The organism is Pseudonocardia sp. OZ21 (genome assembly GCF_059359135.1).
Genome location: NZ_JCADBN010000008.1, coordinates 22208 through 45138, shown reverse-complemented (window position 1 = coordinate 45138; position 22931 = coordinate 22208). Strand labels below are relative to the sequence as shown.

At 70.9% G+C, this 22931-nt stretch carries 22 protein-coding genes; 7 read left to right on the top strand and 15 right to left on the bottom strand.

Features of this window, described 5'->3' with window-relative positions:
- Window positions 1-3: 3 nt before the first annotated feature.
- Complete coding sequence (locus AC5L35_RS19225) at window positions 4-672, top strand: hypothetical protein (RefSeq protein WP_495061039.1); 669 nt, start codon at window positions 4-6, stop codon at window positions 670-672.
- Window positions 673-678: 6 nt separating this feature from the next.
- On the opposite strand, the gene AC5L35_RS19220 is transcribed toward AC5L35_RS19225, so the two are convergent.
- The 14 genes from AC5L35_RS19220 to AC5L35_RS19155 form a co-directional block, all read right to left on the bottom strand.
- The gene (locus AC5L35_RS19220) at window positions 679-1122 is read right to left on the bottom strand and encodes an SRPBCC family protein (protein WP_495061038.1); all 444 of its coding nucleotides are present in this window, start codon (window positions 1120-1122) and stop codon (window positions 679-681) included.
- Window positions 1123-1164: 42 nt separating this feature from the next.
- Window positions 1165-1725: a hypothetical protein gene (locus AC5L35_RS19215; RefSeq protein ID WP_495061037.1), complete on the bottom strand. Its 561-nt coding sequence runs from the start codon at window positions 1723-1725 to the stop codon at window positions 1165-1167.
- Window positions 1726-1832: 107 nt separating this feature from the next.
- Entirely contained in the window at window positions 1833-2747 is a 915-nt protein-coding gene (locus tag AC5L35_RS19210) for a WXG100 family type VII secretion target (protein ID WP_495061036.1), read from the bottom strand.
- Entirely contained in the window at window positions 2744-3043 is a 300-nt protein-coding gene (locus tag AC5L35_RS19205; RefSeq protein ID WP_495061035.1) for a type VII secretion target, read from the bottom strand. Before AC5L35_RS19205 ends, AC5L35_RS19210 begins: the two co-directional genes overlap by 4 nt.
- Entirely contained in the window at window positions 3040-3393 is a 354-nt protein-coding gene (locus tag AC5L35_RS19200) for a YbaB/EbfC family nucleoid-associated protein (protein WP_495061034.1), read from the bottom strand. The genes AC5L35_RS19205 and AC5L35_RS19200 overlap by 4 nt, the downstream gene beginning before the upstream one ends.
- Before the next feature lie 142 nt (window positions 3394-3535).
- Entirely contained in the window at window positions 3536-5395 is a 1860-nt protein-coding gene (locus AC5L35_RS19195) for an ABC transporter ATP-binding protein (protein ID WP_495061033.1), read from the bottom strand.
- Window positions 5396-5781: 386 nt separating this feature from the next.
- On the bottom strand, window positions 5782-5928 hold the full coding sequence (locus AC5L35_RS19190) for a hypothetical protein (protein WP_495061032.1): 147 nt from the start codon (window positions 5926-5928) through the stop codon (window positions 5782-5784).
- A 201-nt stretch (window positions 5929-6129) separates the two neighbouring features.
- Window positions 6130-7962, bottom strand: coding sequence for an ABC transporter ATP-binding protein (locus tag AC5L35_RS19185; protein ID WP_495061031.1), 1833 nt, complete (start codon window positions 7960-7962; stop codon window positions 6130-6132).
- Window positions 7963-8090: 128 nt separating this feature from the next.
- Window positions 8091-8252 carry a hypothetical protein gene (locus AC5L35_RS19180; protein ID WP_495061030.1) on the bottom strand — a complete coding sequence of 54 codons (162 nt, stop codon included), beginning with the start codon at window positions 8250-8252 and terminating at the stop codon, window positions 8091-8093.
- A gap of 1254 nt (window positions 8253-9506) precedes the next feature.
- Window positions 9507-10616, bottom strand: a complete 1110-nt coding sequence (locus AC5L35_RS19175; protein WP_495061029.1) for a malate/lactate/ureidoglycolate dehydrogenase — start codon at window positions 10614-10616, stop codon at window positions 9507-9509.
- A 33-nt stretch (window positions 10617-10649) separates the two neighbouring features.
- Complete coding sequence (eda, locus tag AC5L35_RS19170; protein ID WP_495061028.1) at window positions 10650-11285, bottom strand: bifunctional 4-hydroxy-2-oxoglutarate aldolase/2-dehydro-3-deoxy-phosphogluconate aldolase; 636 nt, start codon at window positions 11283-11285, stop codon at window positions 10650-10652.
- A gap of 39 nt (window positions 11286-11324) precedes the next feature.
- Window positions 11325-12257 (bottom strand): PfkB family carbohydrate kinase, encoded by a 933-nt coding sequence (locus tag AC5L35_RS19165; RefSeq protein ID WP_495061027.1) that lies wholly within the window; start codon window positions 12255-12257, stop codon window positions 11325-11327.
- The gene (gene manD / locus AC5L35_RS19160) at window positions 12254-13468 is read right to left on the bottom strand and encodes a D-mannonate dehydratase ManD (RefSeq protein ID WP_495061026.1); all 1215 of its coding nucleotides are present in this window, start codon (window positions 13466-13468) and stop codon (window positions 12254-12256) included. The genes AC5L35_RS19165 and manD overlap by 4 nt, the downstream gene beginning before the upstream one ends.
- Window positions 13465-14838, bottom strand: coding sequence for an MFS transporter (locus AC5L35_RS19155; protein WP_495061025.1), 1374 nt, complete (start codon window positions 14836-14838; stop codon window positions 13465-13467). Before AC5L35_RS19155 ends, manD begins: the two co-directional genes overlap by 4 nt.
- A gap of 91 nt (window positions 14839-14929) precedes the next feature.
- Between AC5L35_RS19155 and AC5L35_RS19150 the strand changes: the two genes are divergently transcribed.
- A complete protein-coding gene (locus AC5L35_RS19150) occupies window positions 14930-15649 on the top strand; it encodes a GntR family transcriptional regulator (protein ID WP_495061024.1) in 720 nt (239 codons plus the stop codon).
- Between the two features lie 303 nt (window positions 15650-15952).
- Here the strand turns inward: AC5L35_RS19150 and AC5L35_RS19145 are convergent, their stop codons facing one another.
- Entirely contained in the window at window positions 15953-16999 is a 1047-nt protein-coding gene (locus AC5L35_RS19145; protein WP_495061023.1) for a LacI family DNA-binding transcriptional regulator, read from the bottom strand.
- A gap of 247 nt (window positions 17000-17246) precedes the next feature.
- Here AC5L35_RS19145 and AC5L35_RS19140 point away from each other — a divergent pair, with 247 nt between their 5' ends.
- The 5 genes from AC5L35_RS19140 to AC5L35_RS19120 are packed head-to-tail and all read left to right on the top strand — an operon-like array spanning window position 17247 to window position 22874.
- Window positions 17247-18530 (top strand): extracellular solute-binding protein, encoded by a 1284-nt coding sequence (locus AC5L35_RS19140; RefSeq protein ID WP_495061022.1) that lies wholly within the window; start codon window positions 17247-17249, stop codon window positions 18528-18530.
- A 5-nt stretch (window positions 18531-18535) separates the two neighbouring features.
- Complete coding sequence (locus AC5L35_RS19135) at window positions 18536-19468, top strand: carbohydrate ABC transporter permease (protein WP_495061021.1); 933 nt, start codon at window positions 18536-18538, stop codon at window positions 19466-19468.
- Window positions 19469-20365 (top strand): carbohydrate ABC transporter permease, encoded by an 897-nt coding sequence (locus AC5L35_RS19130; protein ID WP_495061020.1) that lies wholly within the window; start codon window positions 19469-19471, stop codon window positions 20363-20365. It begins immediately after the preceding gene.
- Between the two features lie 35 nt (window positions 20366-20400).
- Complete coding sequence (locus AC5L35_RS19125) at window positions 20401-21786, top strand: glycoside hydrolase family 5 protein (RefSeq protein WP_495061019.1); 1386 nt, start codon at window positions 20401-20403, stop codon at window positions 21784-21786.
- Complete coding sequence (locus AC5L35_RS19120) at window positions 21783-22874, top strand: mandelate racemase/muconate lactonizing enzyme family protein (protein WP_495061018.1); 1092 nt, start codon at window positions 21783-21785, stop codon at window positions 22872-22874. Before AC5L35_RS19125 ends, AC5L35_RS19120 begins: the two co-directional genes overlap by 4 nt.
- Window positions 22875-22931 lie beyond the last annotated feature (57 nt).

Here is a 22931-nt window from a genome sequence, read left to right as displayed (position 1 = left end):
CTGATGTGCGGGGCATGCGGGGACCGGACCGCGGCGGACTGGGGGAGGCCCTGGTTCGCCGACCTCGCGGCGCGGACCGCCGCGGTCACGGCGCTGCTGCGGCTGGTGACCCGGCCCGGCGTGCGGGCCGCCGCCCGCAGCGGCGGCTGGTTGGTCACCGGACCGACCGGCGCGACCACCGTGTGCGGCGGCCTGAGCGCCCTCGTCGCCGCCGTCCGGCCGTTCGGACCGGCCGTCCCCCAGTTCGACCCCGCCGCGTCCGGCCGCCTGGCCGTTCCCGAGCAGGACGGCCGCGAGGGGCTACGCCTGCGCGTGGATCCGGGCGCACCGCGGACCGTCCTGTGCCCGGGCCTCACCGCGATGGTGGTGCCCGACGACGACGCCGCGCTCCGGGTGCTCGCCGCGCTCTCCACCCCACCGTGGTCGCTGCGGTACTACCTGCGCGAGGTGACCGGCGTCGGCGCCCCGTGGGGCAGTCCCGGCGCCCTGTTCACCGGCACCGCGGTCGACGTCGTGGTCTGGCTGGAGTGGGCGAGGCAGGCGGGCGCCTTCGACGACGAGGCGGTCGCGGCGCGCTGCCCGCTCGACGACAGCCGGGAGCTCGACGTGGAGATCCGCGCCGGTCACGTCGTGCGCGCCCGCTGGGAGCCGGTCGCGTCCCCGACGATCTGACCGGACTCAGCTGCGCACGACCCCCACGAGGTTGGACAGCACCCCGTCGTGGATCCGCTGCAGTCCCTTCGGTGCGAACGTCCGCTCGAAGAAGCCGCCGATCCCGCCGGCGCCGTTCCACGTGGTCTCCACCGACACGACGCTGCGGTCGGTGCCGGCCGGCGTGACCGTCCACGTCGTGACCATGCTGGAGTTCGTGTCCCGCTCGACGATCCGGTCCTCCGCCGGGACGCCGACCTCGACCAGTTGGTCGCGCACCCGCTTCTTCGTCGCCTGCAACGTCCAGTGCACCCGCGTGCCTGCTCCCGTGCCACCTGCCTCCACGCGGTAGTCGCGGTAGTGCTCCGTGAGAATCGTCGGCCGCACGGTCTCGTAGTCCGCGAGCGCCGACCGCACGCGCTCCGCCGGGGCCTCGATGGTGCGTGTCGACCGGGCTGTCACCTGTGCCATGGCCCCATCCTGCCCCGGCGCCGCGCTGCGGTCCGACCGGGATCAGGGTGTGGCGGGCGCCTTCTTGCCCTCCGGGGTGGCCGCGAACCACTTGTCGCCCACACCCTGGCCCGTCGCGGCGCCCGGGGCGCTGTCGCCCGTGTAGCGGTAGAGCGCCCAACCGGCCAGCGTGAGCTGGCTCGTGCCGTCGGAGCGTTGCACCATGCCGATGAGCGACTGGTCCACGCCCTGCAGCGAGAGCTTGCCCTCGGGGTCGACGATGATCGGCGGCCACTTCGCCGCGCACTCGCCCTCGCACGTGGCCGTCGGCGGCTTCGCCTTGTCCTGGTCGAACCGGTAGAGGGTGAAGCCGTCCGCGTCGGTGACGACCGGGCCGACCTCGGGCAGGACGCGCGCGGCCAGCACGGTGCCGCCGGTGGCGCCGACGCCGGCGCCGGAGGCACCACCCGCGTTGCCGGACGGGGACTGGGGGGGTGCCGACAGCGGGGAGGGGGACGAGCTGTAGCCGTATCCGTCATCACCGCTGGTGATGCCCCCGCACGCGCTGAGCGCGAGCGTGAGGGCGGCCAGTGCGGCAATCGGCAGGATGCGGGGTAGGCGCATGGGGAGCTCCTCGATCAGGCGGCCGGTTCGGGGCCGGCCGTCTCCTCACACACGTATGTCCGGCGGGGTGGGTTCACCCGTTTTCCGGGTGCCGCGCAACGGGGCGGTCAGCGGGCGGGCGGCTGCTCGGACGGCGGCTCGTCGAGCTCCGCGCCGGAGAACTGCTTGCCGGCCTCCGTGACCTCGGCCGCCGGCACCTTCTCGAGGGAGTCGTGCATGTAGGGCGCCGTGGCCCGTGCCTCGACCATGGCGTGGCGCATGCCGTCGACGAGCCCGCCCACCGTCTCCCCGGCGCCCGACAGCACGTCGAGCAGCCGGGAGAGATGCTCGGTGATGTGGCGCGCCAGTCGGTAGGCCTCCACCGCGATGGCGGTGATCGCCACTGCCGTGGACGCGGCAACGGTCACCGCAGCGGTGGCCAGCGCGGAGATCGCCTGGCGCACGGCCCAGGCGAGGAAGTCGGCGATGAGGTCCCGGACCAGGGCGCGGATGGTGCCGACGGCCGCTCCGCTGCTGAGCACGACGTCCGCCAGCCCGTCGGCCTGCCCGGCGACGTCGACGACCGATCGCGTGTAGCGGTGCACCGCGTCGCGGTAGGCCTCGCCCGCCCGCCCGCTCCAGCCGGGGACCTCGGCAGCGGTCTGGTCGGCGGCGATGCTGCGCAGCTCCGACGCGATGTTGCTCCACGTCCGGGCCTGGGCGGTGACCTGCTGGGGGTCGCCCGCCAGCGCGTCGAGGGGCTCGCGCAGGAACCAGACGTGCTCGATGAGCCAGCCCGCTGCCGACGACAGGACCTCGTGGAACGGGTCGGCGACGGCCCCGAGCGTGTCGAGCCCCGCACCGGCCGCGGCGAAGGCGATCGCCAGGCCGTCCGGTTGTTCCGCGGCCACCGCCTCCCCGAGATCGGTCCAGCTCGACGCCAATCCCGTGCCCTCCAGAGCGGAGGTCTGCCCGTCGGGCTCCGCGACGAGCGTGCTGCTGCCCGGCGGGTCGTGCTGCGCCGGCGGTGCGGGCTCGCTCACCGCCCACCTCCCCACCCGGCAGCGGTGCCGTCCTCGATCTCCCGGTAGGCGGCGCCGCTGGCCCGCACCCCGTGGGCGATCGCGCCTGCCTGCTCGGCCAGTGCGGTGACCACGACCGAGCCGGCGCGGGCCGCCTCGCTCGCGGCGCCGGCGAAGGCCTGGCCGATCACCCCGTAGGCGGCCGGGTCGAGCGGCCGGGCAGCAGCAGCCACCGCCCGCATCCGCGCGGCCAGTGCGTCGACCTGCCCGGCGTGGGCGTGGAGCACCGCATCGTCGACCTCGAACCCGGCGGTCATCGCTCGCCCTCGCCGCGCTGGGCAGGCAGGTAGGCCCGCAGCATGCGCGCGGCATCGGGGCCGATCAGCGGGGAGACGGCCGCCGCGGCGCGCCGCGCCGCCTCCGCCCTGGCCTCGTTGGCCGTGGCCACCACCGCCGCGGCGAGCTGCACGCGCGTCATGGCTTCCGTGCGCTCGGACAGCACCAGCCGGTGCAGCGCGCCGGCCGGGTCGACCGTGACGGTGACCGCCCCGTCGCGGCTCGTCACGGTGGCCGAGGCGTCCGCCACCGCCTTCTGCACCTGTGCCGCTCTCGCCCCGAACTCCTGCAGCCGCTCCTGGTAGGAGGCCAGCCACTGTGCTCCGTCCATGAGGCGGACGGTACGGCGGGGAGCAGCGCCCCCGAGGCGATTCGGCAGAACTCGTCGGGATCACGCGCCGACCGCGCGCTGGACACGTTCCTCGCAGAGCCCACGGGCTCTGCGAGGAACACAGCCGGCGCGCGTCTCCCCCTTACCGCGGTACGGGCTCCGGGGCGGGTGTCATGCCGTGCAGGTGGTAGAGCCGGGCATAGCCGGGACTGGCCGCGAGGAGTTCGGTGTGGGTGCCGGCCGCGGCGATGCGGCCGTCCTCGAGGTACAGGATCCGGTCGGCGTCGGTCACGGTGAGCAGGTTGTGCGAGATGACGATCGTGGTCCGCCCGGCCATGAGGCGGCGCAGTGGCACGAGGATGCGCTGGGCCGACTCGGCGTCGAGACCGGTGGTGGGCTCGTCGAGCAGCAGCACCGGGCTGTCGCGGATCATCGCCCTGGCGATGGCGACCCGCTGTCTCTGCCCTCCCGAGAGCAGCCGGCCGCGTTGTCCGATGCGGGTGTCGTAGCCCCCCGGCAGCTGGTTGATGAAGGAGTCCGCGTCGGCGGCGGTCGCCGCCTTGACGACCTCCTCCTCGGTGGCGTCGGGGCGGCCCCACAGGATGTTGTCGCGGATGGTGCCGTCGAAGACGAGCGTCTCCTGCAGAACGGGTGTGATGTTGCGCCGGAGATCGGTCAGGGTCAGCTCCCGCAGATCGCGCCCGTCAAGGGTGATGGAGCCCGAGTCGGGGTCGAAGAAGCGCAGGATCAGCTTCGCCAGGGTCGACTTGCCGGCCCCGCTCGCGCCGACCAGCGCGAGCCGCTGACCCGGTTCGACGACGAAGTCGACGCCGGACACGGCCGGGCGCCCCGCGTCCTCGTACCGGAACGAGAGGCCACGCACCTGTAGCGAACCACGGGCCCGGGTCAGCGGCGCCGGGTTCGCGGGCTCCACGACGGTCGGGGTGAGGTCGAGGAGCTCGATGACCCGCTCGGCGCCTGCGCTGGCGGAGAACAGCCGGTTGGTCAGCTTCCCGAGTCCCTGGATCGGCCCGTAGAGCTGGGTCAGGTAGGCCACGAAGGCCAGCACCCCGCCCAGAGTGATGTTGTTGTTGGCGAGCTCCCACACGGCGAACCCCACCACCAGCAGGACACCGACCACCTCGAGCAGGTTGGTCAGCGGGGCGAACAGGGCCTGCAAGCGCGTGGCACGCAGCTGGGCGCGATAGGCGGCGAGGTTCTGCGCGTCGAACCGGCTCTGCTCCTCGTCCCAGCGGTCGTAGGCGCGCACCAGCGCGGCGTTGCTGAAGCTCTCCTCGGCGACCGCGGTGATGGAACCGGCCTTGCGTCGCTTCTCCCCGGACGCGATCTTGATCCGGCTGGAGAAGGACCGGGCGACGAGGATGAATCCCGGCGTGGCGACCAACGAGACCAGCGCGAGGCGCCAGTCGAGGTAGAACAGCGCGGCGATGAAGAACGCGAGCTCGAAGACGTAGGTCAGGCCCGATGCGACGCCGGAGAGGATGAGCTGCTCGATCGCCGTGATGTCGCCGGTCAGCCGCGAGAGGATGTCGCCCAGCTCGTTCCGGTCGAAGAAGGCCGACGACTGGCGGTGCAGATGACCGAACACCCGGCTCCGCAGGTTCAGGATGAACCTTCCGCCGACCCAGGCCGCCAGGTACTCGTCGAAGAAGCCCACGATGCCGCCGACCACCGTCAGCACGAGGTAGGCGGCTGCGACCTGCGGGAACAGGTGGAAGTCATGCGGTTGGAGCACGTCGTCGATCAGGATCTTGAGGAGATAGATCGTAGCGGCGCTCAGCAACGGACCGACCATGACGAGCAACAGGCTGGTCCACACCCAGCCCCGATACGGGCGGGTGTCGGGCCAGAAGCGACGGAAAATGCTGGTCAGGCTCACCGGTGGGGCCTCCGGCAGGAGGTCCGTGGCCACCAGTAGCCGTGTGACGGACAGGCGCGGCGCCGATGCGTCGGGCGCCTGCGTGGTGTGGTGTGCGTTCATCATCTCAACCCAGGGCCGGCGGAATCGGGACCGGCGGCCATGGCTGTAGCCGCCGCAGTGGAAGTTGCCGTGGTGATGGTTCGGCGCGAGAAGAATCGGGCAATGCAAAATTGCGAGCGCGACTGTTCCAGCGGGACGCAAGTGGTCCGGGCTGGGCCGGCCGGCTCGTTCCGGGCGAAGAAAGTCGCTATCCGGAAAGCGGGCGGGCGGCGCGCGGCTCCTTCACGACACTGGAGCGGCATCGGACGCACGGAAAGATGGTGTACCGATGGACCCTCGCCGACCCGGAACGATCACGGGTCGTCGGTGAATCCGCTGGTACCGCCTCCGTGTGAGGCAGGGTGGCCCCGCACATCGCGGGCGGGGCCACCCCGTCGGTCTATCTGTCAGTCGTTGTCATCGCCGTCGTCATCGTTGTCGTCGTCGTACCAGTAACCGTCGTGCCACTTGTGGTCGTTGTCGTACCAGCCGGAGTGCCACCGGCGTTTGCTGGCCCTGCCGATAACGAGGAGACCGATCCTGCGAGCCCTCATGTTCTAGACCCTCCTGCTTTGTTTCCGAGCACCGTGTGGCGCTCTATTGCAGGGAACGTGACCCGCGGATGCATGGATCAACAATTCTGTGGGTGTCACCCGAATAGACTAAATCATTGCCCCGCTCTTCGGGGGTTCTTGGTTCAGCAATTGTGCAAAGCCCACATGGGTGTCGTTCATGATATCGATCAGCAAAGACGGTCAGTGCGAATCGAGTGCCAGCACCGTCGGCAGGGGCTCCGTCGAGGGTTCCAACTCCGCCTGGACGGGCGGCGTCCTCTGCAGGTGGTAGAGCCGGGCGTAGCCGGGACTGGTCGCGAGGAGTTCGGTGTGGGTGCCGGCCGCGGCGATGCGGCCGTCCTCGAGGTACAGGATCCGGTCGGCGTCGGTCACGGTGAGCAGGTTGTGCGAGATGATGATCGTGGTGCGACCGGCCATGAGCCTGCGCAGCGGCTCGAGGACGCGCTGGGTCGACTCCGCGTCGAGACCGGTGGTGGGCTCGTCGAGCAAGAGCACGGGCGCGTCGCGGATCATCGCTCGGGCGATGGCGACCCGCTGGCGCTGGCCCCCCGAGAGCAGCCGGCCCCGTTGCCCGACACGGGTGTCGTAGCCGTCGGGCAACTGCATGATGAACGAGTGCGCGTCGGCCGCCGTCGCCGCCCGCACGAGCTCGTCCTCGGTGGCGCCGGGGCGTCCCCAGAGGATGTTGTCGCGGATGGTGCCGTCGAAGACGAGTGTCTCCTGCAGCACCGGGGCGATGTTGCGCCGGAGGTCGGCCAGTGCCAGCTCACGCAGGTCGTGGCCGTCGAGGGTGACGGATCCGGTGTCGGGGTCGAAGAACCGCAGCAGCAGCTTCGCCAGTGTCGACTTGCCGGCGCCGCTCGGCCCGACCAGAGCGATCCGCTGCCCCGGCTCGACGGAGAAGTCGATCTCGGACAGCGCCGGGTGATCGGCATCCTCGTAGTGGAACGAGAGGTTGCGCACCTCCAGCGCGCCGTAGGCCCGGGCCAGCGGCGCGGGGTTCGCGGGCTCGACGACGGTGGGGGTGAGGTCGAGGAGCTCGATCACCCGCTCGGCGCCTGCGCTGGCGGAGAACAGCTCGTTGGCCAGGTCGCCCAGTGCCTGGATCGGCCCGTAGAGCTGGGTCAGGTAGGCCACGAAGGCCAGCACCCCGCCCAGGGTGACGTTGCCGTTGGCGAGCTCCCACACGGCGAACCCCACCACCAGCAGGACGCCGATCACCTCGAGCAGGTCGGTCAGCGGGGTGAACATGGCCTGCAGGCGGGTGGCCCGCATCTGTGCGCGGAAGCTGGCGAGGTTCTCGGTGTCGAACCGGGCCTGCTCGTCGTCCCAGCGGTCGTAGGCGCGCACCAGCGCGGCGTTGCTGAAGCTCTCCTCGGCGACGGAGGTGATGGAACCCGTCTTCCGCCGCTTCTCACCCGACGCGACCTTGATCCGGCTCGAGAAGGACCGGGCGACGAAGAGGAACCCCGGCGCGGCGATCAACGCGGCCAGCGCGAGGCGCCAGTCGAGATAGAAGAGCGCGGCGGTGAAGAACACCAGCTCGAAGACATAGCTCAGCGCCGACCCGACGCCGGAGAGGATGAGTTGCTCGATCGCCGTGATGTCGCCGGTCAACCGGGAGAGGACGTCGCCCAGTTCGTTCCGGTCGAAGAATGTCGAGGACTGCCGGTGCAGGTGGCCGAAGATCCGGCTCCGTAGGTTCAGGATGAACCGTTCGCCGACCCAGGCCGCCAGATACTCGTCGCAGAAGGCCACGATGCCGCCGACCAGCGTCAGCCCGAGATAGGCGCCTGCCACCACCGGGAAGAGGTGGAAGTCGTGGGGCTGGAGCACGTCGTCGGTCAGGATCTTGAGGAGATAGATCGTGGCGGCGCTCAGCAGCGGACCCACCGCGACGAGCGCCAGGCCGATCCACAGCCGGCCCCGATAGGGACGGGTCTCCGGCCAGAACCGACGGAAGATGGTGCGGAGGCTGACCGGCGGCGCCTCCGGCAGGAGGTCGGTTGCCACCAGCAGGCGGGTGACGGACAGGCGCGGCGCCGGCGGTTCAGGCGCTTGCGTGGCGTGGCATGCGTTCATCGTCTGAGCCCGGGCCCACCGGGTGGCCCCGTCCGTGAGGACGGGGCCACCCCGGTAGATCAGCGGTGGTAACCGTGGTCGCCGTAGCCGTGGCCACGGCCACGGCCGCGGTAGCCGTGGTCGCCGTAGCCGTGGCCCCGGCCGCGGTAGCCGTGGTCGCGGTAGCCACCGCGGCCGTACCTACGCCGGAAGTCGGCGATGAGCTTGATCTTTGCACTCATGAGAGTGCTCCTTTCTCTTTCCGTTCAGAACACCGCATGGCGTTCTACTTAACGAACATACCTGCGACCGGAGTTCATTCCGGCGGCGGCGCATCAATTATTGACGTGACACTCTTCACGCCCTGCTTGCGTACGCAATTATTAAAGAAGTGGTCGAGACTTTGTTTCGCGGAGCCGGTGGTTCCACCTCGGCGAACGTCTGACGTGCGGTATTTCCATGCGGCCGTGTTGTGGAGTCGGCGGCATGGCGGCTGCCTGTGCGCCGAGTGGCCCGGCGCGGCCGCCAAAGAACCGCGGTATCGCCCGGCGCGGCCCGCTGTGAGGCGACTGCTGCAATCAGCGGGCGTGGCCAGAATGCAGGACCCGGCGGCTCGGTCGGTCGCTTTCCGGCCTCGGACGTGACAATTCACGGAGTACCGTGGCGACGACGGCGGGAATGGGTCGCGTACCGGGCGACCGTGGGCCCGGACCCGCTGACGCGTGGTCCACGCCTGGCCCGGTGCGGCACCACGTCGTGCTGGAGACGACGGAGGTCGTGGACGAACCTGCTGGTAGTAGCCCTTACAGGGGAGGCCGGGAGGCGGCCCCGCCCGTAATGGGCGGGGCCGGCTGGTCCGTCAGTAGTTCTCCCAGTAGCCGCGGTGGTAGTGGCGGTACCGGTCCCAGTACGGCTTGCGCCAACGACGACGACGACCCCTGGCGACCACGATCTTCATCGCGATACTCCCTTCGATTTCACTTCCGAACGCTGTGTTGCGTTCTAACTCTAGAACGTACCTGGAGCCTCGGCGGATCCGGTTTTCGACCAGCATTACCCGAATGGACTAGCATCGCTTATTGCGAGCGAGGTGTGCACAATACTCCGATCCGTGGGTCGTGATCATGTGTGCCGCATATGAATCTCTTGAGTAAAGAGATCGTCGAGTGCTACCCAGATTCAGGAAATGCGGCCCCTCTTGACCAGGCATTTCCTGCTGTCGTCGGGATGAGTCGGCCGGGTTCGGTCGAGGCGGTCCGGGCCGAATCCGTACGAATCGCGCGCACCGATCGGATCGGGCTGATGGGATGATCGAACCGGATGTCGCGGCCCGGTGCGGACATCGATGTGTCCGCCATCGCATCGATCCCGAGTGGCCCTCGGTGTGTCGCGTCGAAACGGTCGGTCGCAGATTGCTCGACTCGGATGTCTTTCACGCAATTCGTGTGAAACCGGTCCGGGACGGCGAAACGGCGGACCGCGCTCATCCGTGATGATCAGGCAGGCACGCCGAGGTCCGCAGCGGTCCGCCGGAGCGCGGCCCACGTGTCGACGGGCAACGGCACGCCTTCGGCGAGCCGCGCCGCACGGGTCCGGGCCTCCGGGTCTCCCGGCGCGAGCACCGGCAAGTCCGGGTCGATCGGGTGGGCGCCGAGAACCCAGTCGAGGTACTCCCGGCCGATCCGCTCGAACTCGGCCTGCGTGCCGAAGTGCGCGGGGGAGAGGTAGACCGAGAGCATCCCGTTGGCGATGCCGCGCCGTTCGCCGTCCAGCGGCCCCGCGCACCCACCCCCGGTGAGGGCGCCGGCGAGCAGTTCGCACATCAGGGCCAGACCCGAGCCCTTGTGCTCCCCGAACGCGCGGATGGCGCCCGCGCCTCCGCCGGGACGGCGGATATCGGTGCTCGTGTACTCGCCGTACAGGACATGGGGGTCGCCGGAGCGCTCGCCGTCCGGGCCGATGAGGGCATCCGGCGGCAGCGGCTTGCCGCCGTAGGAGGCCACCTGCACCTTGCCCTCGGCCACCAGCGACGTGGCGAAGTCCAGGACGATCGGGCGTTCCGGGAGCGGCAGCCCGATCGTGAACGGCGCCGTGGAGAAGCGGCGCTCGACCGCCCCGAACGGGGCCACCAGCGGCGAGCCCGCGACGTTGACGAAGTGGATCGAGATGAGCCCCGCCGCGATCGCGGTCTCCGCGTAGGCGCCGACGCGTCCGATGTGCCCGGCGCTGCGCAGCGCCACGATGCAGGTGCCGTGCTGCCGGGCCCGCTCGATCCCCAGTTCCACGGCCTGTGCCGCGACGGTCTGGCCGAAGCCGTGCTGACCGTCGAGCACCGTGAACGCGCCGCCGTCGGTCACCACCTGCACGTCGCGTCCGGGATGGACGTACCCGGCGCGCATCCAGTCGACGTAGATCGGTACGCGCACCACGCCATGGCTGTCGTGCCCGGTCAGGTTGGCGCCGACGAGCTCACGGGCGATGCGCCCGCCCTCCTCGTCGTCGCAGCCTGCCGCCACGAAGATGTCGCGCACCATCGATTCCAATGCGCCCGCCGCAACCAGCTGCACCCGGGCGTCTTCCACCGTGTCTGCCTCATTGCTTGCCACGGCCACCAGGATGGCGGATCACCGCCCGGATCATCAGTCCTGCGGTTCGTCGGACCACGCACCGAGGCAGAGCCGCGAGATGTCGTCCCACCGGCCGGCCCGCACCAGGTCGGACGGCGTCAGCCAGCTCCCGCCGACGCAGGGGACGTTCGGCAGCGCCAGGTAGTCGCCCGAGTTGGTGGCGTCCACGCCCCCCGTCGGGCAGAAGCTGATCTCGGGCAGCGGCCCGGCGAGCCCCTTCAGATACCCCGGTCCGCCTGCCGGGCCCGCCGGGAAGAACTTCATCTCGGTGATGCCGTGGCCGAGCAGGGCCAGCGCCTCGGTCGCCGTGGCCACCCCCGGCAGCACGGGCACGCGCTCGGCCAGCATCGCGGTGACCAGTGGCTCGGGGGAGCCGGGGGAGACCAGGAACCGGGCGCCCGCCGCCACAGCCATGGCGGCCTGCTCGGGCCGGGTGATCGTGCCCGCCCCGACCAGCATGTCGGGCACCTGCTCGGCCACCCGGGCGATCGACTCCAGCGCCGTCGGTGTGCGCAGGGTGATCTCCATGACGGGGACGCTCCCGGCGAGGAGCGCCCGCGCGAGCGGGACGGCGGCGTCGGCGTCGTCGAGGACCACGACCGGGATCACCCGGCTGCAGGCCATCACATCAGCGGCCGATGTCGACATGCGGAACCTCCTCGGGGTCGGTGGGCACGGTCGAACGGGTCATGCTGTTCCGGCGTGCGCGCGGACCTGCTGCAGGTCGGCGATCAACCCGGTGCCACCCTGCCCGCCGACGGCGAGCGACGCGGCCGCGGTGCCCAGCCGCACGGCGTCCCGCAGGTCGTCACCGAGGGCGAGGCGGGCCGCGACGGTGCCGACGAAGACGTCGCCCGCCCCGGTCTGGTCGACCACGGCGGGGGCCGGGACGGCCGGGACCCACTGGTCCGGCGCACCTCTGCCGGGTGAGACGTGGACGCCCCGCTCCCCGCAGGTGACGGCGACCGCACCGGCGCCGAGCTCCCGCAACCTGGTGACAGCGGCAGCGGGATCGCCGGTGCCGAGCAGGGCGGCGGTCTCGCCAGGGGCCGACGGGGTGAGCAGAGCGGCGAGGGGAGCGACCTCGGTGAGCACGGCCGCCGCGGCGGCCGAGGTGGTGAGCCGGGGACGGAAGTTCGGGTCGTAGACGAACCGGCGGCCCAGCTTCGCCGCGGCGAGCACGGCGTCCCGGGCCGAGGCCGAGAGCGCCGCCGTGATCCCGCTCGCGAGCACCGCGCCCGCTGCGGCGAGCGTGCCGGCGTCGAGGTCGGAGGGGGAGAGCCCCGCCCCTACCGAGCCCGCCCTGGCGTAGCTGAACTGCCGCTGTCCGGACGGGTCGCTGTGCAACAGGTAGACGCCCTGCTGGCCGCGGACCCGGTGCACCAGCGCGTCGTCGACGCCGAGTGCGCGGATCCGCGCGACGACGGCGTCGCCGAGTTCGCCGGTGGCGACCCGCGCGACGATCGCCACGCCGGCTCCGGCAGCGGCCGCCGCGGCGGCGGCGTTGACCACGTCGCCCGAGACGCCGAGGGTGGCAGACACCCCGTGGCCGAACGGTTCGGTGGTGGCGACCTCGACGAGCGGCTCGCCCAGGAGGACCACGTCGTAGTGCGCGCTCACCAGTCGTGCACCGACCCGTCGAGGCGCCGGTTCACCGGCAGCTGCCGCGGGTCGTACGGGAAGCGGGCCGCCGCCTCCTCGTCGACCTCGACGCCCAGACCTGGCGCGTCCCCGGGATGCATGTATCCGTCCTTGAAGGTGTAGGAGGTGCGGAACACCTCGCCTGCGGGTTCGCGGTGGCCCATGTACTCCTGGATCCCGAAGTTCGGTACCGACAGGTCGACGTGCAGGGCGGCGGCCATCGCCACCGGTGAGAGGTCACCCGGCCCGTGGGAGCCGGTGCGCACCCCGTACAGGTCGGCGAGGGAGAAGATGCGGCGCAGGTGGGTGATGCCGCCGGCATGGGTCACCGAGGTGCGGATGTAGTCGATCAGCCGCTCGGTGATCAGCTGCTGGCAGTCCCAGATCGAGTTGAACACCTCGCCGACGGCCAGCGGCGTGGTGGTGTGCTCCCGGATCACCCGGAACGCGGACTGGTCCTCCGCCGGGGTCGGGTCCTCGAGCCAGAACAGGCGGTGCGGTTCGAGGTCGCGGCCGAGCCGGCCCGCCTCGATGGGGGAGAGCCGGTGGTGCACGTCGTGCAGCAGGTGGAAGTCGAACCCGAAGCGCTCCCGGACCGCACCGAGCATCTCGGGTGCGAAGCGCATATAGGGCCCGGTGTCCCAGAGGTGCTCGGCGGGCAGCGACGACGAGGCGGGCTCGTAGAGCTTCCCGTCGGGGGCGGGGACGCCGTACGTCCCCTCCAGCCCGGGCACCGCCGCCTGGGCCCGCACCGCAAGATAGCCCTCGTCGAGATGGCGCGCGACGTCGTCGAGCAGGGCGGGGACGTCGGAGCCGCTGGCGTGGCAGTAGACGAGCACACCGTTGCGCGCCGCGCCGCCGAGCAACTGGTAGACCGGCAGCCCGGCCACCTTCCCCTTGATGTCCCACAGCGCCATGTCGACCGCGGCGATCGCCGTCATCGTCACCGGTCCGCGCCGCCAGTAGGCGCCCCGGTAGAGCAGCTGCCAGGTGTCCTCGATGCGGGCCGGGTCGCGGCCCACGAGCAGCGGGCACACGTGCTCGGTGAGGTAGGCCGCCACGGCGAGCTCGCGGCCGTTGAGGGTGGCGTCGCCCCAGCCGACGACGCCGTCGGACGTGGTGATCTTCAGGGTCACGTAGTTGCGCCCCGGGCCCGAGACGAGCACACGGGCATCGGCGATCGTGGTCACGAGTCCTCCTTGTTGCCTCGGCCGGTCCAGTCGGCGTACTCGCGGCCTCCGAGCAGCCTCGGTGCGGTCTCCGGCATCCGGAGGAGCGCAACGATACTGATCATGGTCAACGCGGCGACATAGACCGCGACCCAGGTGAACGCGCCGTCGGCCGCCACCAGCAGGGCGGCCGCCACCACCGTGAACGGACCGCTGGCGATCATCGCCCCGAACTGCCAGACGATCGAGACCCCGCTGTAGCGGGCCGAGGACGGGAACAGCTCGGGGAAGTAGGACGCCTGCGGCGCGTACGTCCCGCCGTGCCCGAGCGCGAGACCGGCGACCAGCAGCAGCGTGATGACGGCGACGTCGCCGGTGCGGACGGCGAGGAAAGCGGGCACCACGAGCACGAGGTTGAACACGGCGGCGCCGAGGAAGACCGGGCGCCTGCCCACCCGGTCGGTGAGCCTGCCGATGATCGGGATCAGGATGAGCTCGGCGATGATCGCGATGATCACCGCGTCGAGCACGATCGCCGTGTCGACGCCCTGGCTCTTGGCGTAGGTGACCAGGAAGATCGTGTAGAACGGGAAGACGGCGGCCTCCACGAACTTCGCCAGCGTCCCGCCGATCACCTCGCTGCGGTTGTCCCGCACCAGCGTGGCGAGCGGGGACCGGGTGGGCTGCCGCTCCTTGACCGCCCGGAACGCCGCCGACTCCGGCACCCGCAGGCGGATGTAGAGCCCGATCACCACCACCACGGCACTGAGCAGGAACGGCACGCGCCAGCCCCACGAGAGGAACTGTTCGTCGGTGAGCCGGGCGTCGAGCACGGCGAACAGCGCCGTCGGGATGAGGTAGGCGGCGGGGGAGCCGAGCTGGACGAAGCTGGTGACGAAGCCGCGGCGCTCCGGCGGGGACGCCTCCGCGGTCAGCAGCACCGCCCCGCCCTGCTCGCCGCCGACGCCGAACCCCTGCACGAGGCGTACGAACACGAGGATGACCGCGGCCCAGATGCCGATCTCGTCGTAGGTGGGCATCAGGCCCACCACGAACGTGCCGATGCCCGTCAGCAGCAGGGTGAAGACGAGCGTGCGCTTGCGGCCGATCCGGTCGCCGACCCAGCCCCAGAAGATCCCGCCGAACGGACGGGCGAAGAAGCCGACGGCGTAGGTGGAGAACGCCGCGAGCGTCCCGACGAGCGGGTCGACCTCGGGGAAGAACACCGTGTTGAAGACCAGCGCCGAGGCCGTGCCGTAGATGAAGAAGTCGTAGTACTCGGCGATCGTGCCGATCACCGACGCCGCGACCGTGCGGCGCAGCATGGCCGGGGTCCTGGCGGCCGCCCCGGGGTGGTCCCCGCCGGGTGCGGGATCGAGTTCGGTCGGCATCGACCCTCCTGTGGCAGCGCGGGCATTGTCATACGATCCACTGCCATACAAGCACTACCATACTGGCGGTGGCAACCGGTACGGTGACCCGGTGGGACGGGGGGAGCCAGGGCGCCGATCGGCCCGCGTCGTGGTGTACGAGCAGCTGCGGCGCCGGATCATCAGCGGCGAGCTGCCGCCTGGGGCCCCGTTGTCGGAGAACGACCTGGCCGCCGAGCTGTCCGTGTCCCGCACCCCGGTCCGCGAGAGCCTGATCCTGCTCGCCGACGAGGATCTCGTGCAGGTCTTCCCGCAGCTCGGTTCGTTCGTCTCCCGGGTCGACATCCGCCACGTCGCCGATGCGCAGTTCATCCGGGAGGCGATCGAGATCGCCTCCCTCCGCGACGCCGCCAACCGCCTCGACGCGCCGGCCCTGGCCGCCCTGCGGGACGTGCTCGCCCGGCAGCGCGCCGCGGGCGACGACGTCGAGGAGTTCTTCCGGCTCGACGAGGAGTTCCACCAGATGCTGCTCGCCGTCGGCGGTCACGCCGGGGCGTGGCGGGCCGTCGAGTCGGCGAAGGTCCACCTCGACCGCGCGCGCCGGCTCGGGCTCCGCACGGTGAGCCCCGTCCCCACCCTGGTCGCCCAGCATGCGGCCGTGGTCGACGCCCTCGCGGCCGGCGACCCGGGGGCGGCCGAGGTGGCGATGCGGGAGCACCTGCGCGCGGTGTTCACCGACATCGAGCGCATCCGCGAGCGCTCCCCCGAGCTGTTCACGAGCGGCGAGGGAAGCAGCCGCCCGGCGCGCCGCAACATCACCGTCTGGCGCTGACCCCCGCCGCCCCGCCCCCGCGAGTCGCCCGGAACGGGCCCGCGAGTCGCCCGAAACTGGTGCGCGAGTCGCCCGGTGATCGTGACGAGATCCGCGGGTCGGCCCCTCGGAGGGCGATCAGGTGGATCTCGGGGTGATCAGTGGGTGGTCGGTGGGGCCGCCGGGTGCTCGTGCGCGAGTCGCCCGGAACGGGCCCGCGAGTCGCCCGGAACCGGTGCGCGAGTCGCCCGGTGAACGTGACGAGATCCGCGGATCGGCCCTGTGGAGGGCGATCAGGTGGATCTCGGGCCGATCAGTGGGTGGTCAGCGGGCCGCGGAGTGCTCGACCACGACCGGGCGTGGGTCGGCGGGCGGGGCGGCGCACGAGCCGCGCACCACGAGCCGGGTGGGCAGTCGCACGTGCGTCTCGGGGAGGTCGTGGCCGGCCAGCAGCTCCACGAGCATCTCGATCGCGCGCTGGCCCATCAGCTGCAGCGGCTGCTCGATCGTGGTGAGCCCCGGCTCGGTCATCGCGCTCTCGGGGACGTTGTCGAAGCCGATGACCGACAGGTCGCCGGGTACCTGCAGGCCCAGCGCCATGGCGACGTCCATGGTCGTGATCGCGGAGACGTCGTTGGCGGCGAAGATCGCCGTGGGTCGCTCGGGCAGGGTCAGTAGCTCGCGGGCCGCGTCCTCGGACACCGAGTCGTCGTAGCCACCTGCGCGCACCAGGTCCGGGTCGGGGGTGATGCCGGCGGCCTGGAGGGCGCTGCGGTAGCCCTCCTCGCGCTGCGGGCCGGACTCGAGGTCGCGCGGTGGCCTCCTGAGTAGGCCGATGCGCCGGTGCCCCAGGCCCAGCAGGTGCTCGACGGCGAGCTGGGCGCCGCGGAAGTTGTCGGAGTCGACGGTGGGGACCTCCGAGCCGGTGTGCGGGTCGACGGCGACGACGGGGGTGGAGAACGGGGCGGTGTCCACCGTGGGCGTGACCATCACCGCGCCGTCGATCAGCGTGCCGGAGAGCCGGGACAGGTAGCGGTGCTCCCAGCCCATGCGCTCGGCGCCCTTTCCGCCCGCGGCGTAGACCACCAGCTCGTACCCGGTGCCCTTGATGGCGCGCGCCGCGCCCTTGAGCAGCTCGGCGCTGTAGGGCTCGATGTCCCACACCAGTACGCCGATGACGTTCGTGCGGTGGTTGCGCAGGCTGCGCGCCACCAGGCTCGACTCGTACCCGAGCTCGGCGATCACCGCGCGCACCCGGTCGACGGTGCTGGTGGCGACCCCGTAGCGGTCGTTGAGCACTTTGGAGACCGTCGAGACCGACACGCCGGCCCGGGCGGCGACATCGTGGATGGTCACGCGGCTGTAGCTCACGGGGGCAGACTGTAGCGCGTTGAAAACGTTATCGATAACGATTGACACGACTCCCGACGCGTTGCAAGATCCCTGCAGTTCCAGTCCAGCGGGCTGAGATTCCACCTAGCGGAAAAGTTCGGCAGGGCACCGGTGCCAGTCGTCTGACGTCGGCGCCGCGCGATCACCGACGTGCCCCGGGTCCACCGTCGGGACCGGGGTCAGAGAGGCGGACAGAGTGAAGGCATCGGTCAGTGCACGGAGGGCCGTGGCCGCGGTGGGAGTCGCCGTGGCGCTCGCCTGCGCCGCGGCCTGCGGGACCGCGGGGCCCCAGGCGAGCGGTGGGGGCAGCGCCTCGGTCTGGGTCATCAGCGGGGTCACCGAGAAGGCGTTCGACAACTCGTTCGACGCCTGGAACTCGGCCCATCCCGACCAGAAGTTCGCCACGCAGTCGTTCGCGAACGACCCCTACAAGCAGAAGATCCGCACGGCCGTCGGCGCCGCCGACGCGCCGACCCTGATCTACAACTGGGGCGGCGGCGTGCTCGACTCCTACGTCAAGGCCGGCTCCGTCGACGACATCTCCGACCTCGCGGCCGACCCCGCGCTGAAGGACCGCTTCCTGCCCTCGGTGGCGGCGGTCGGGAAGGTCGACGGCAAGACCTACGCGGTGCCCAACAACGGGGTGAAGCCCGTGTTGATGTACTACAACAAGGACCTGTTCGCGAAGATCGGCGCCCAGCCCCCCACCACGTGGGGGGAGATGATGGCGCTGGTGCCGCGGTTCCAGGCCGCGGGCATCGCGCCCTTCGCCGTGGCGGGCCAGCCCAAGTGGCCGCTGCTGCCGTGGTTCGCCTACCTCGTCGACCGCATCGGCGGCCACGACGTGCTGAACGGGATCGTCGCGAACAAGCCGGACAGCTGGTCCGACCCCGCGGTGCTCCAGGCGAACCGGATGATCCAGGACCTCGTGAACAAGGACGGGTTCATCAAGGGCTTCGCCTCCATCTCCACCGACAGCGGCGCCGACGTCGCGCTGCTCTACACGGGCAAGGCCGCGATCACCCTCGGGCTGCCCGCGACCTACCAGACGGTCAAGACGGGTGACGCGCAGTTCGTCGCGGACGGCAAGCTCGGCTACTTCGCGTTCCCCGCCGTGGAGGGCGGCAAGGGTGACCCGGCCGACGTGGTGGGCAACCCGTCCAACTACTGGTCGATCTCCGCGAAGGCCACGCCGCAGGAGAAGCAGGTGGCGCGCGACTACATCAAGAGCAACCTGCTGAACGACCAGTACGCGGCCGACCTGCTCGCCGTCGGCAACGTGCCCCCGGTGGCCGGCCTCGACGACAAGATCGCGGCGTCGACCGACCCCGACTACTTCCGGACGATCTACGACGTCACCGCGAAGGCGCCGAACTTCCAGCTGTCGCTCGACCAGGCGTTGAGCCCCGCTCAGGGTGACGCGCTGCTGACCAACCTGCAGCAGGTATTCCTCGGCCAGATCACCCCCGAGCAGTTCTCCACCGCCATGAACGCGACGATCGGCAGCTGAGCGCCATGGTGGTCTCGACTGCATCGACTCGCGCCCCGGCGCCGGCACCCGCGCCTGTCGGCCGGTCCCGCCGCACGGGCGCCAGCGGGCTGCTCGCTGTGCCCGCGCTCGCGTTCTTCGTGGTCTTCGCGCTCGTTCCGCTCGCCGGTGCCGTGGTGCTGAGCTTCGCCGACTGGGACGGGCTGGGCGAGGTCGGCTGGGCGGGCTGGAGCAACTGGGCCGGTGTGCTCACCGACCCCGTCACCGGCCAGGCCCTGCTGCTGACACTGAAGATCATGGTGGTGTCCTGGCTGGTCCAGACGCCGATCAGCCTCCTGCTCGGTGTGTTCACGGCGGGGACGCAGCGCTACCGCGCGCTCCTGGCGGTGCTCTACTTCGTGCCGCTGCTGCTGTCCTCGGCCGCCGTGGCCATCGCGTTCAAGGCGATCCTCGACCCGAACTTCGGGATCGGCGGTGCGCCAGGGCTCGGCTTCCTGGCCCAGGACTGGCTCGGCGACCCCGACCTCGTGCTCTACGTGGTGATCTTCGTGATCGCCTGGCAGTTCGTGCCGTTCCACACGCTGCTCTACCAGGCGGGCGTGCGGCAGATCCCGACCTCGCTCTACGAGGCGGCAACGATCGACGGCGCGAGCACCTACCAGCAGTTCCGCCACATCACGCTGCCGCAGCTTCGCTACACCATCGTCACGTCCTCGACGCTGATGCTGACCGGCTCGCTGACCTACTTCGACGTGGTGTTCGTGCTCACCGGCGGCGGTCCGGGGACGGCGACGCGGTTGCTGCCCCTCGACATGTACCTCACCGGGTTCGCGGCCAACGACATGGGCGGGGCCAGCGTGCTGGCCGTGATCCTCGTCGTGGCCGGGCTGGGACTGGCCTTCGTGCTGACCAGGTTCTCCGGCTTCGCCCGCATGAGCAGCGAGCAGGAAGGGCTCTAGATGGCAGTCACGATCACGGCGGGGGAGCGGTCGGTGCGACAGCGCCCCGGGCCGGCACCCGTCCGTCGCTCACGCGGTCTGCGGCGCCCGCCGAACGTGCTCGCCGGGCTCGGCGGCTTCATCTGGCTGGCGGTGATCATCCTCCCGATCTACTTCGTGGTGATCTCCAGCCTGCGCAGCCAGGCGGGGTTCTTCTCCACGAACCCGCTGGCCCCGCCCACCGACATCACCTTCGACAACTACCTGCTGGTGCTGCAGAGCGGGTTCGGCCTGTACTTCCTCAACAGCGTGATCATCACGGTGTCCGCCGTGGCGGCCACGGTGGCGATCTCGCTCATGGCCGCCTACGCGGTGGTGCGGGGCAACGGCCGGTTCGTCCGCTCGACGTTCTCGGTGTTCCTGCTGGGCCTGGCGATCCCGACCCACGCGACGATCATCCCGCTCTACTACATGATCACCAGGACGCACCTGTACGACAGCCTCGCCGCGCTGGTGCTGCCGTCGATCGGGTTCGCCGTGCCGATCACCGTGCTGATCCTCGCGAACTTCATGCGGGACATCCCGAACGAGCTGTTCGAGTCGATGCGGCTCGACGGCGCCGGTGACTGGCGCATCCTGTGGAACCTCGTGCTGCCGCTGGCCCGCCCCGCGCTGGTGACCGTGGCGATCTACGACGGCCTGCACGTGTGGAACGGGTTCCTGTTCCCGCTGATCCTCACCCAGAGCGCCGACAAGCGCGTGCTGCCGATGGCGCTGTGGACGTTCCAGAGCGAGTTCACCGTGAACGTGCCCGGCGTGCTGGCGGCCGTCGTCCTGTCGACCCTGCCGATGCTCGCCGCGTACGTCCTGGGCCGCCGCCATCTCGTGCGCGGCCTCACCGCCGGCTTCGGCAAGTGACCGGAGATCCGTTCGACGAAGGAGAGTCCCACCCCATGCACGACGAGTCCGTGATGATCCGGGTCGACGGCGACCACCTGGCCACCGCAGCAGGTGTTCCCGTGCGGCTGCGCGGGGTGGGGCTGGGCGGCTGGATGAACATGGAGAACTTCATCACCGGCTACCCCTCCACGGAGGAACTGCACCGCAGGGCGATGCGCTCGGTGCTCGGCCCGGAGGTCGCCGACGCGTTCTTCGACCGCTTCCTCGATGTGTTCTTCACCGACGAGGACGCCCGGTTCCTGGCCGAGCGGGGGATGAACTCCGTGCGGCTGCCGTTCCACTACCGCCACTTCGAGGACGACGCCCGGCCGCTGGAGTTGAAGGAGGAGGGCTTCCGGCTGCTGGACCGGGCGATCGACGCCTGCGCCCGCAACGGCCTCTACACCGTGCTGGACCTGCACGCGGCGCCCGGCTTCCACAACCAGCGCTGGCACAGCGACAACCCGACGCACCGGTCGTTCTTCTGGACCCACCGCCACTTCCAGGACCGGGTGGTCCACCTGTGGGAGGCGCTCGCCGACCGCTACAAGGACAACCCGTGGGTGGCCGGCTACAACCCGCTCAACGAGCCCGCCGACTCCGACGGCGAGTCGATCGGCCCGTTCTACGAGCGGCTGCACAAGGCCATCCGCGCGGTGGACCCGCACCACGTCATCTTCCTGGACGGCAACCGGCACGCCACGGAGTTCGACGCGTTCGCGGAGCCGTGGGAGAACACGGTCTACACGGTGCACGACTACGCGCTGGCCGGGTTCGCCGACAGCGGCGACTACCCCGGGACCTCCCGGGGGCAGTACGTCGACCGCGACTACGTCGAGCAGCGCTTCCTGCAGCGTTCGGAGTACATGCGCCGCACCGGCACGCCGATCTGGGTGGGCGAGTTCGGCCCGGTGTACAGCGGCGACCCGGCCCGTGACGACGCGCGCTACCGGGTGCTCGACGACCAGCTCGACATCTACGACGAGCACGCCGCCGGCTGGAGCCTGTGGACCTACAAGGACATCGGGCTGCAGGGCCTGGTCCACGCCGCGCCGGACTCCGCGTACCTGCAGCGGATCGCGCCCGTGCTGGAGAAGAAGGCCCGGCTCGGCGTGGACGTCTGGGGCGGCGTCGACACCGGGGTGCGCCACATCCTCGACCCGATCGAAGCCACGGTGGCCGAGGAGTTCCCCGACTTCGACCCGCTGCCGTTCGGGCAGCAGCAGTGGATCCATGTGCTGGTGCGTCACATCCTGCTGGCCGAGCCGATGGTGCACGACTTCGCCCGCTGTTTCGCCGGGATCGACGCCGACGGGGCGCGGGCGCTGGCCGACTGCTTCGCGTTCGGGCAGAGCGTGGTGCGCACCAGGCTCATCGAGGTACTGGAGAAGCACCTGTGAAGATCACCCGGATCGAGACGCTCGTCCGCGGGCCGCTCGCGATCGTGCGGGTCGCCACCGACGACGGCGTGGTCGGCATCGGGCAGACCGCGCCCTACGAGGCCGCCACCAGCGCACACGTCCTGCACGCGATGGTGGCCCCGCTGTTCCTCGGCCGGGACCCCTGGGATGTCGAGGCGCTGGTCGACGAGTGCCTGCGGGTGCACTACAAGTTCCCGAGCAGCTTCCTGCACCGTGCGCTGGCCGGGGTCGACACCGCACTGTGGGACGTGCTGGGCATCGTCACGGGGCAGCCGGTGGCGAAGCTGCTGGGCGGGCACGCGCGGGCGTCCGTTCCGATGTACGCCTCCAGCATGCTGCGCTCGGTCACGCCGGAGCAGGAGGCCGAGCGCCTCGCCGGGTTCGTCGCGGAGCAGGGCTTCCGCGGGGTGAAGATCCGGGTGGGGGAGGCGATGGGCCGTGACGTCGACGCGGCACCCGGCCGGACGGAGCGGATCGTCCCGCACGTGCGCGCGGTGCTGGGCGACGGCGTCGACCTCTCGGCGGACGCGAACGGCGGCTTCTCCGTGGGCCGCGCGATCCGCGTGGGCCGGCTGCTGGAGGAGCACGGGTACTTCCACTTCGAGGAGCCGTGCCCGTTCCCGGAGCTGGAACAGACCGCGCAGGTGGCCGCCGCGCTGGATATCCCCGTGTCGGGTGGCGAGCAGGACATCTCGCTGACGCAGTTCCACCGCATGATCACGGGACGGGCCGTCGACATCGTGCAGCCCGACATCGGCTACATCGGCGGGATCTCGCGGGCGCGGAAGGTGGCTGTGCTGGCCGAGGCGGCAGGCATCCCGTGCACGCCGCACTGCGCCAACGACTCGCTGCTGCAGGTGTTCTCGCTGCACCTGGCGGCGGCGATGCCCGCGTGCACGCAGTACCAGGAGTGGAGCATCGAGACCACGCCGTGGACCCGCGGGGTGTACGAGCCGATGCTCCGGGTGGTCGACGGCCACATCGACGCACCCACCGCCGCGGGGTGGGGAGTGCGGCTGGACCCGGCGTTCGTCCGGGATGCCGAGCTCACCACCTCGGCGGCCTGAGCTCCCCCCGTGGTTCGGCGAAGTCGACGTGAGAGTGGCAGGCCGGCGGGGGTCCGC

Excerpts from the sequence above, each read along its gene's own strand:
- AC5L35_RS19225 (WP_495061039.1), top strand. The coding sequence starts at position 4 with ATGTGCGGGGCATGCGGGGACCGGACCGCGGCGGACTGGGGGAGGCCC.
- AC5L35_RS19215 (WP_495061037.1), bottom strand. The coding sequence starts at position 1,725 with ATGCGCCTACCCCGCATCCTGCCGATTGCCGCACTGGCCGCCCTCACG.
- AC5L35_RS19205 (WP_495061035.1), bottom strand. The coding sequence starts at position 3,043 with ATGACCGCCGGGTTCGAGGTCGACGATGCGGTGCTCCACGCCCACGCC.
- AC5L35_RS19130 (WP_495061020.1), top strand. The coding sequence starts at position 19,469 with ATGGCAGTCACGATCACGGCGGGGGAGCGGTCGGTGCGACAGCGCCCC.
- eda (WP_495061028.1), bottom strand. The coding sequence starts at position 11,285 with ATGTCGACATCGGCCGCTGATGTGATGGCCTGCAGCCGGGTGATCCCG.
- AC5L35_RS19125 (WP_495061019.1), top strand. The coding sequence starts at position 20,401 with ATGCACGACGAGTCCGTGATGATCCGGGTCGACGGCGACCACCTGGCC.
- AC5L35_RS19190 (WP_495061032.1), bottom strand. The coding sequence starts at position 5,928 with ATGAGGGCTCGCAGGATCGGTCTCCTCGTTATCGGCAGGGCCAGCAAA.
- AC5L35_RS19135 (WP_495061021.1), top strand. The coding sequence starts at position 18,536 with ATGGTGGTCTCGACTGCATCGACTCGCGCCCCGGCGCCGGCACCCGCG.
- AC5L35_RS19180 (WP_495061030.1), bottom strand. The coding sequence starts at position 8,252 with ATGAGTGCAAAGATCAAGCTCATCGCCGACTTCCGGCGTAGGTACGGC.
- AC5L35_RS19220 (WP_495061038.1), bottom strand. The coding sequence starts at position 1,122 with ATGGCACAGGTGACAGCCCGGTCGACACGCACCATCGAGGCCCCGGCG.
- AC5L35_RS19195 (WP_495061033.1), bottom strand. The coding sequence starts at position 5,395 with ATGAACGCACACCACACCACGCAGGCGCCCGACGCATCGGCGCCGCGC.
- AC5L35_RS19200 (WP_495061034.1), bottom strand. The coding sequence starts at position 3,393 with ATGGACGGAGCACAGTGGCTGGCCTCCTACCAGGAGCGGCTGCAGGAG.
- AC5L35_RS19155 (WP_495061025.1), bottom strand. The coding sequence starts at position 14,838 with ATGCCGACCGAACTCGATCCCGCACCCGGCGGGGACCACCCCGGGGCG.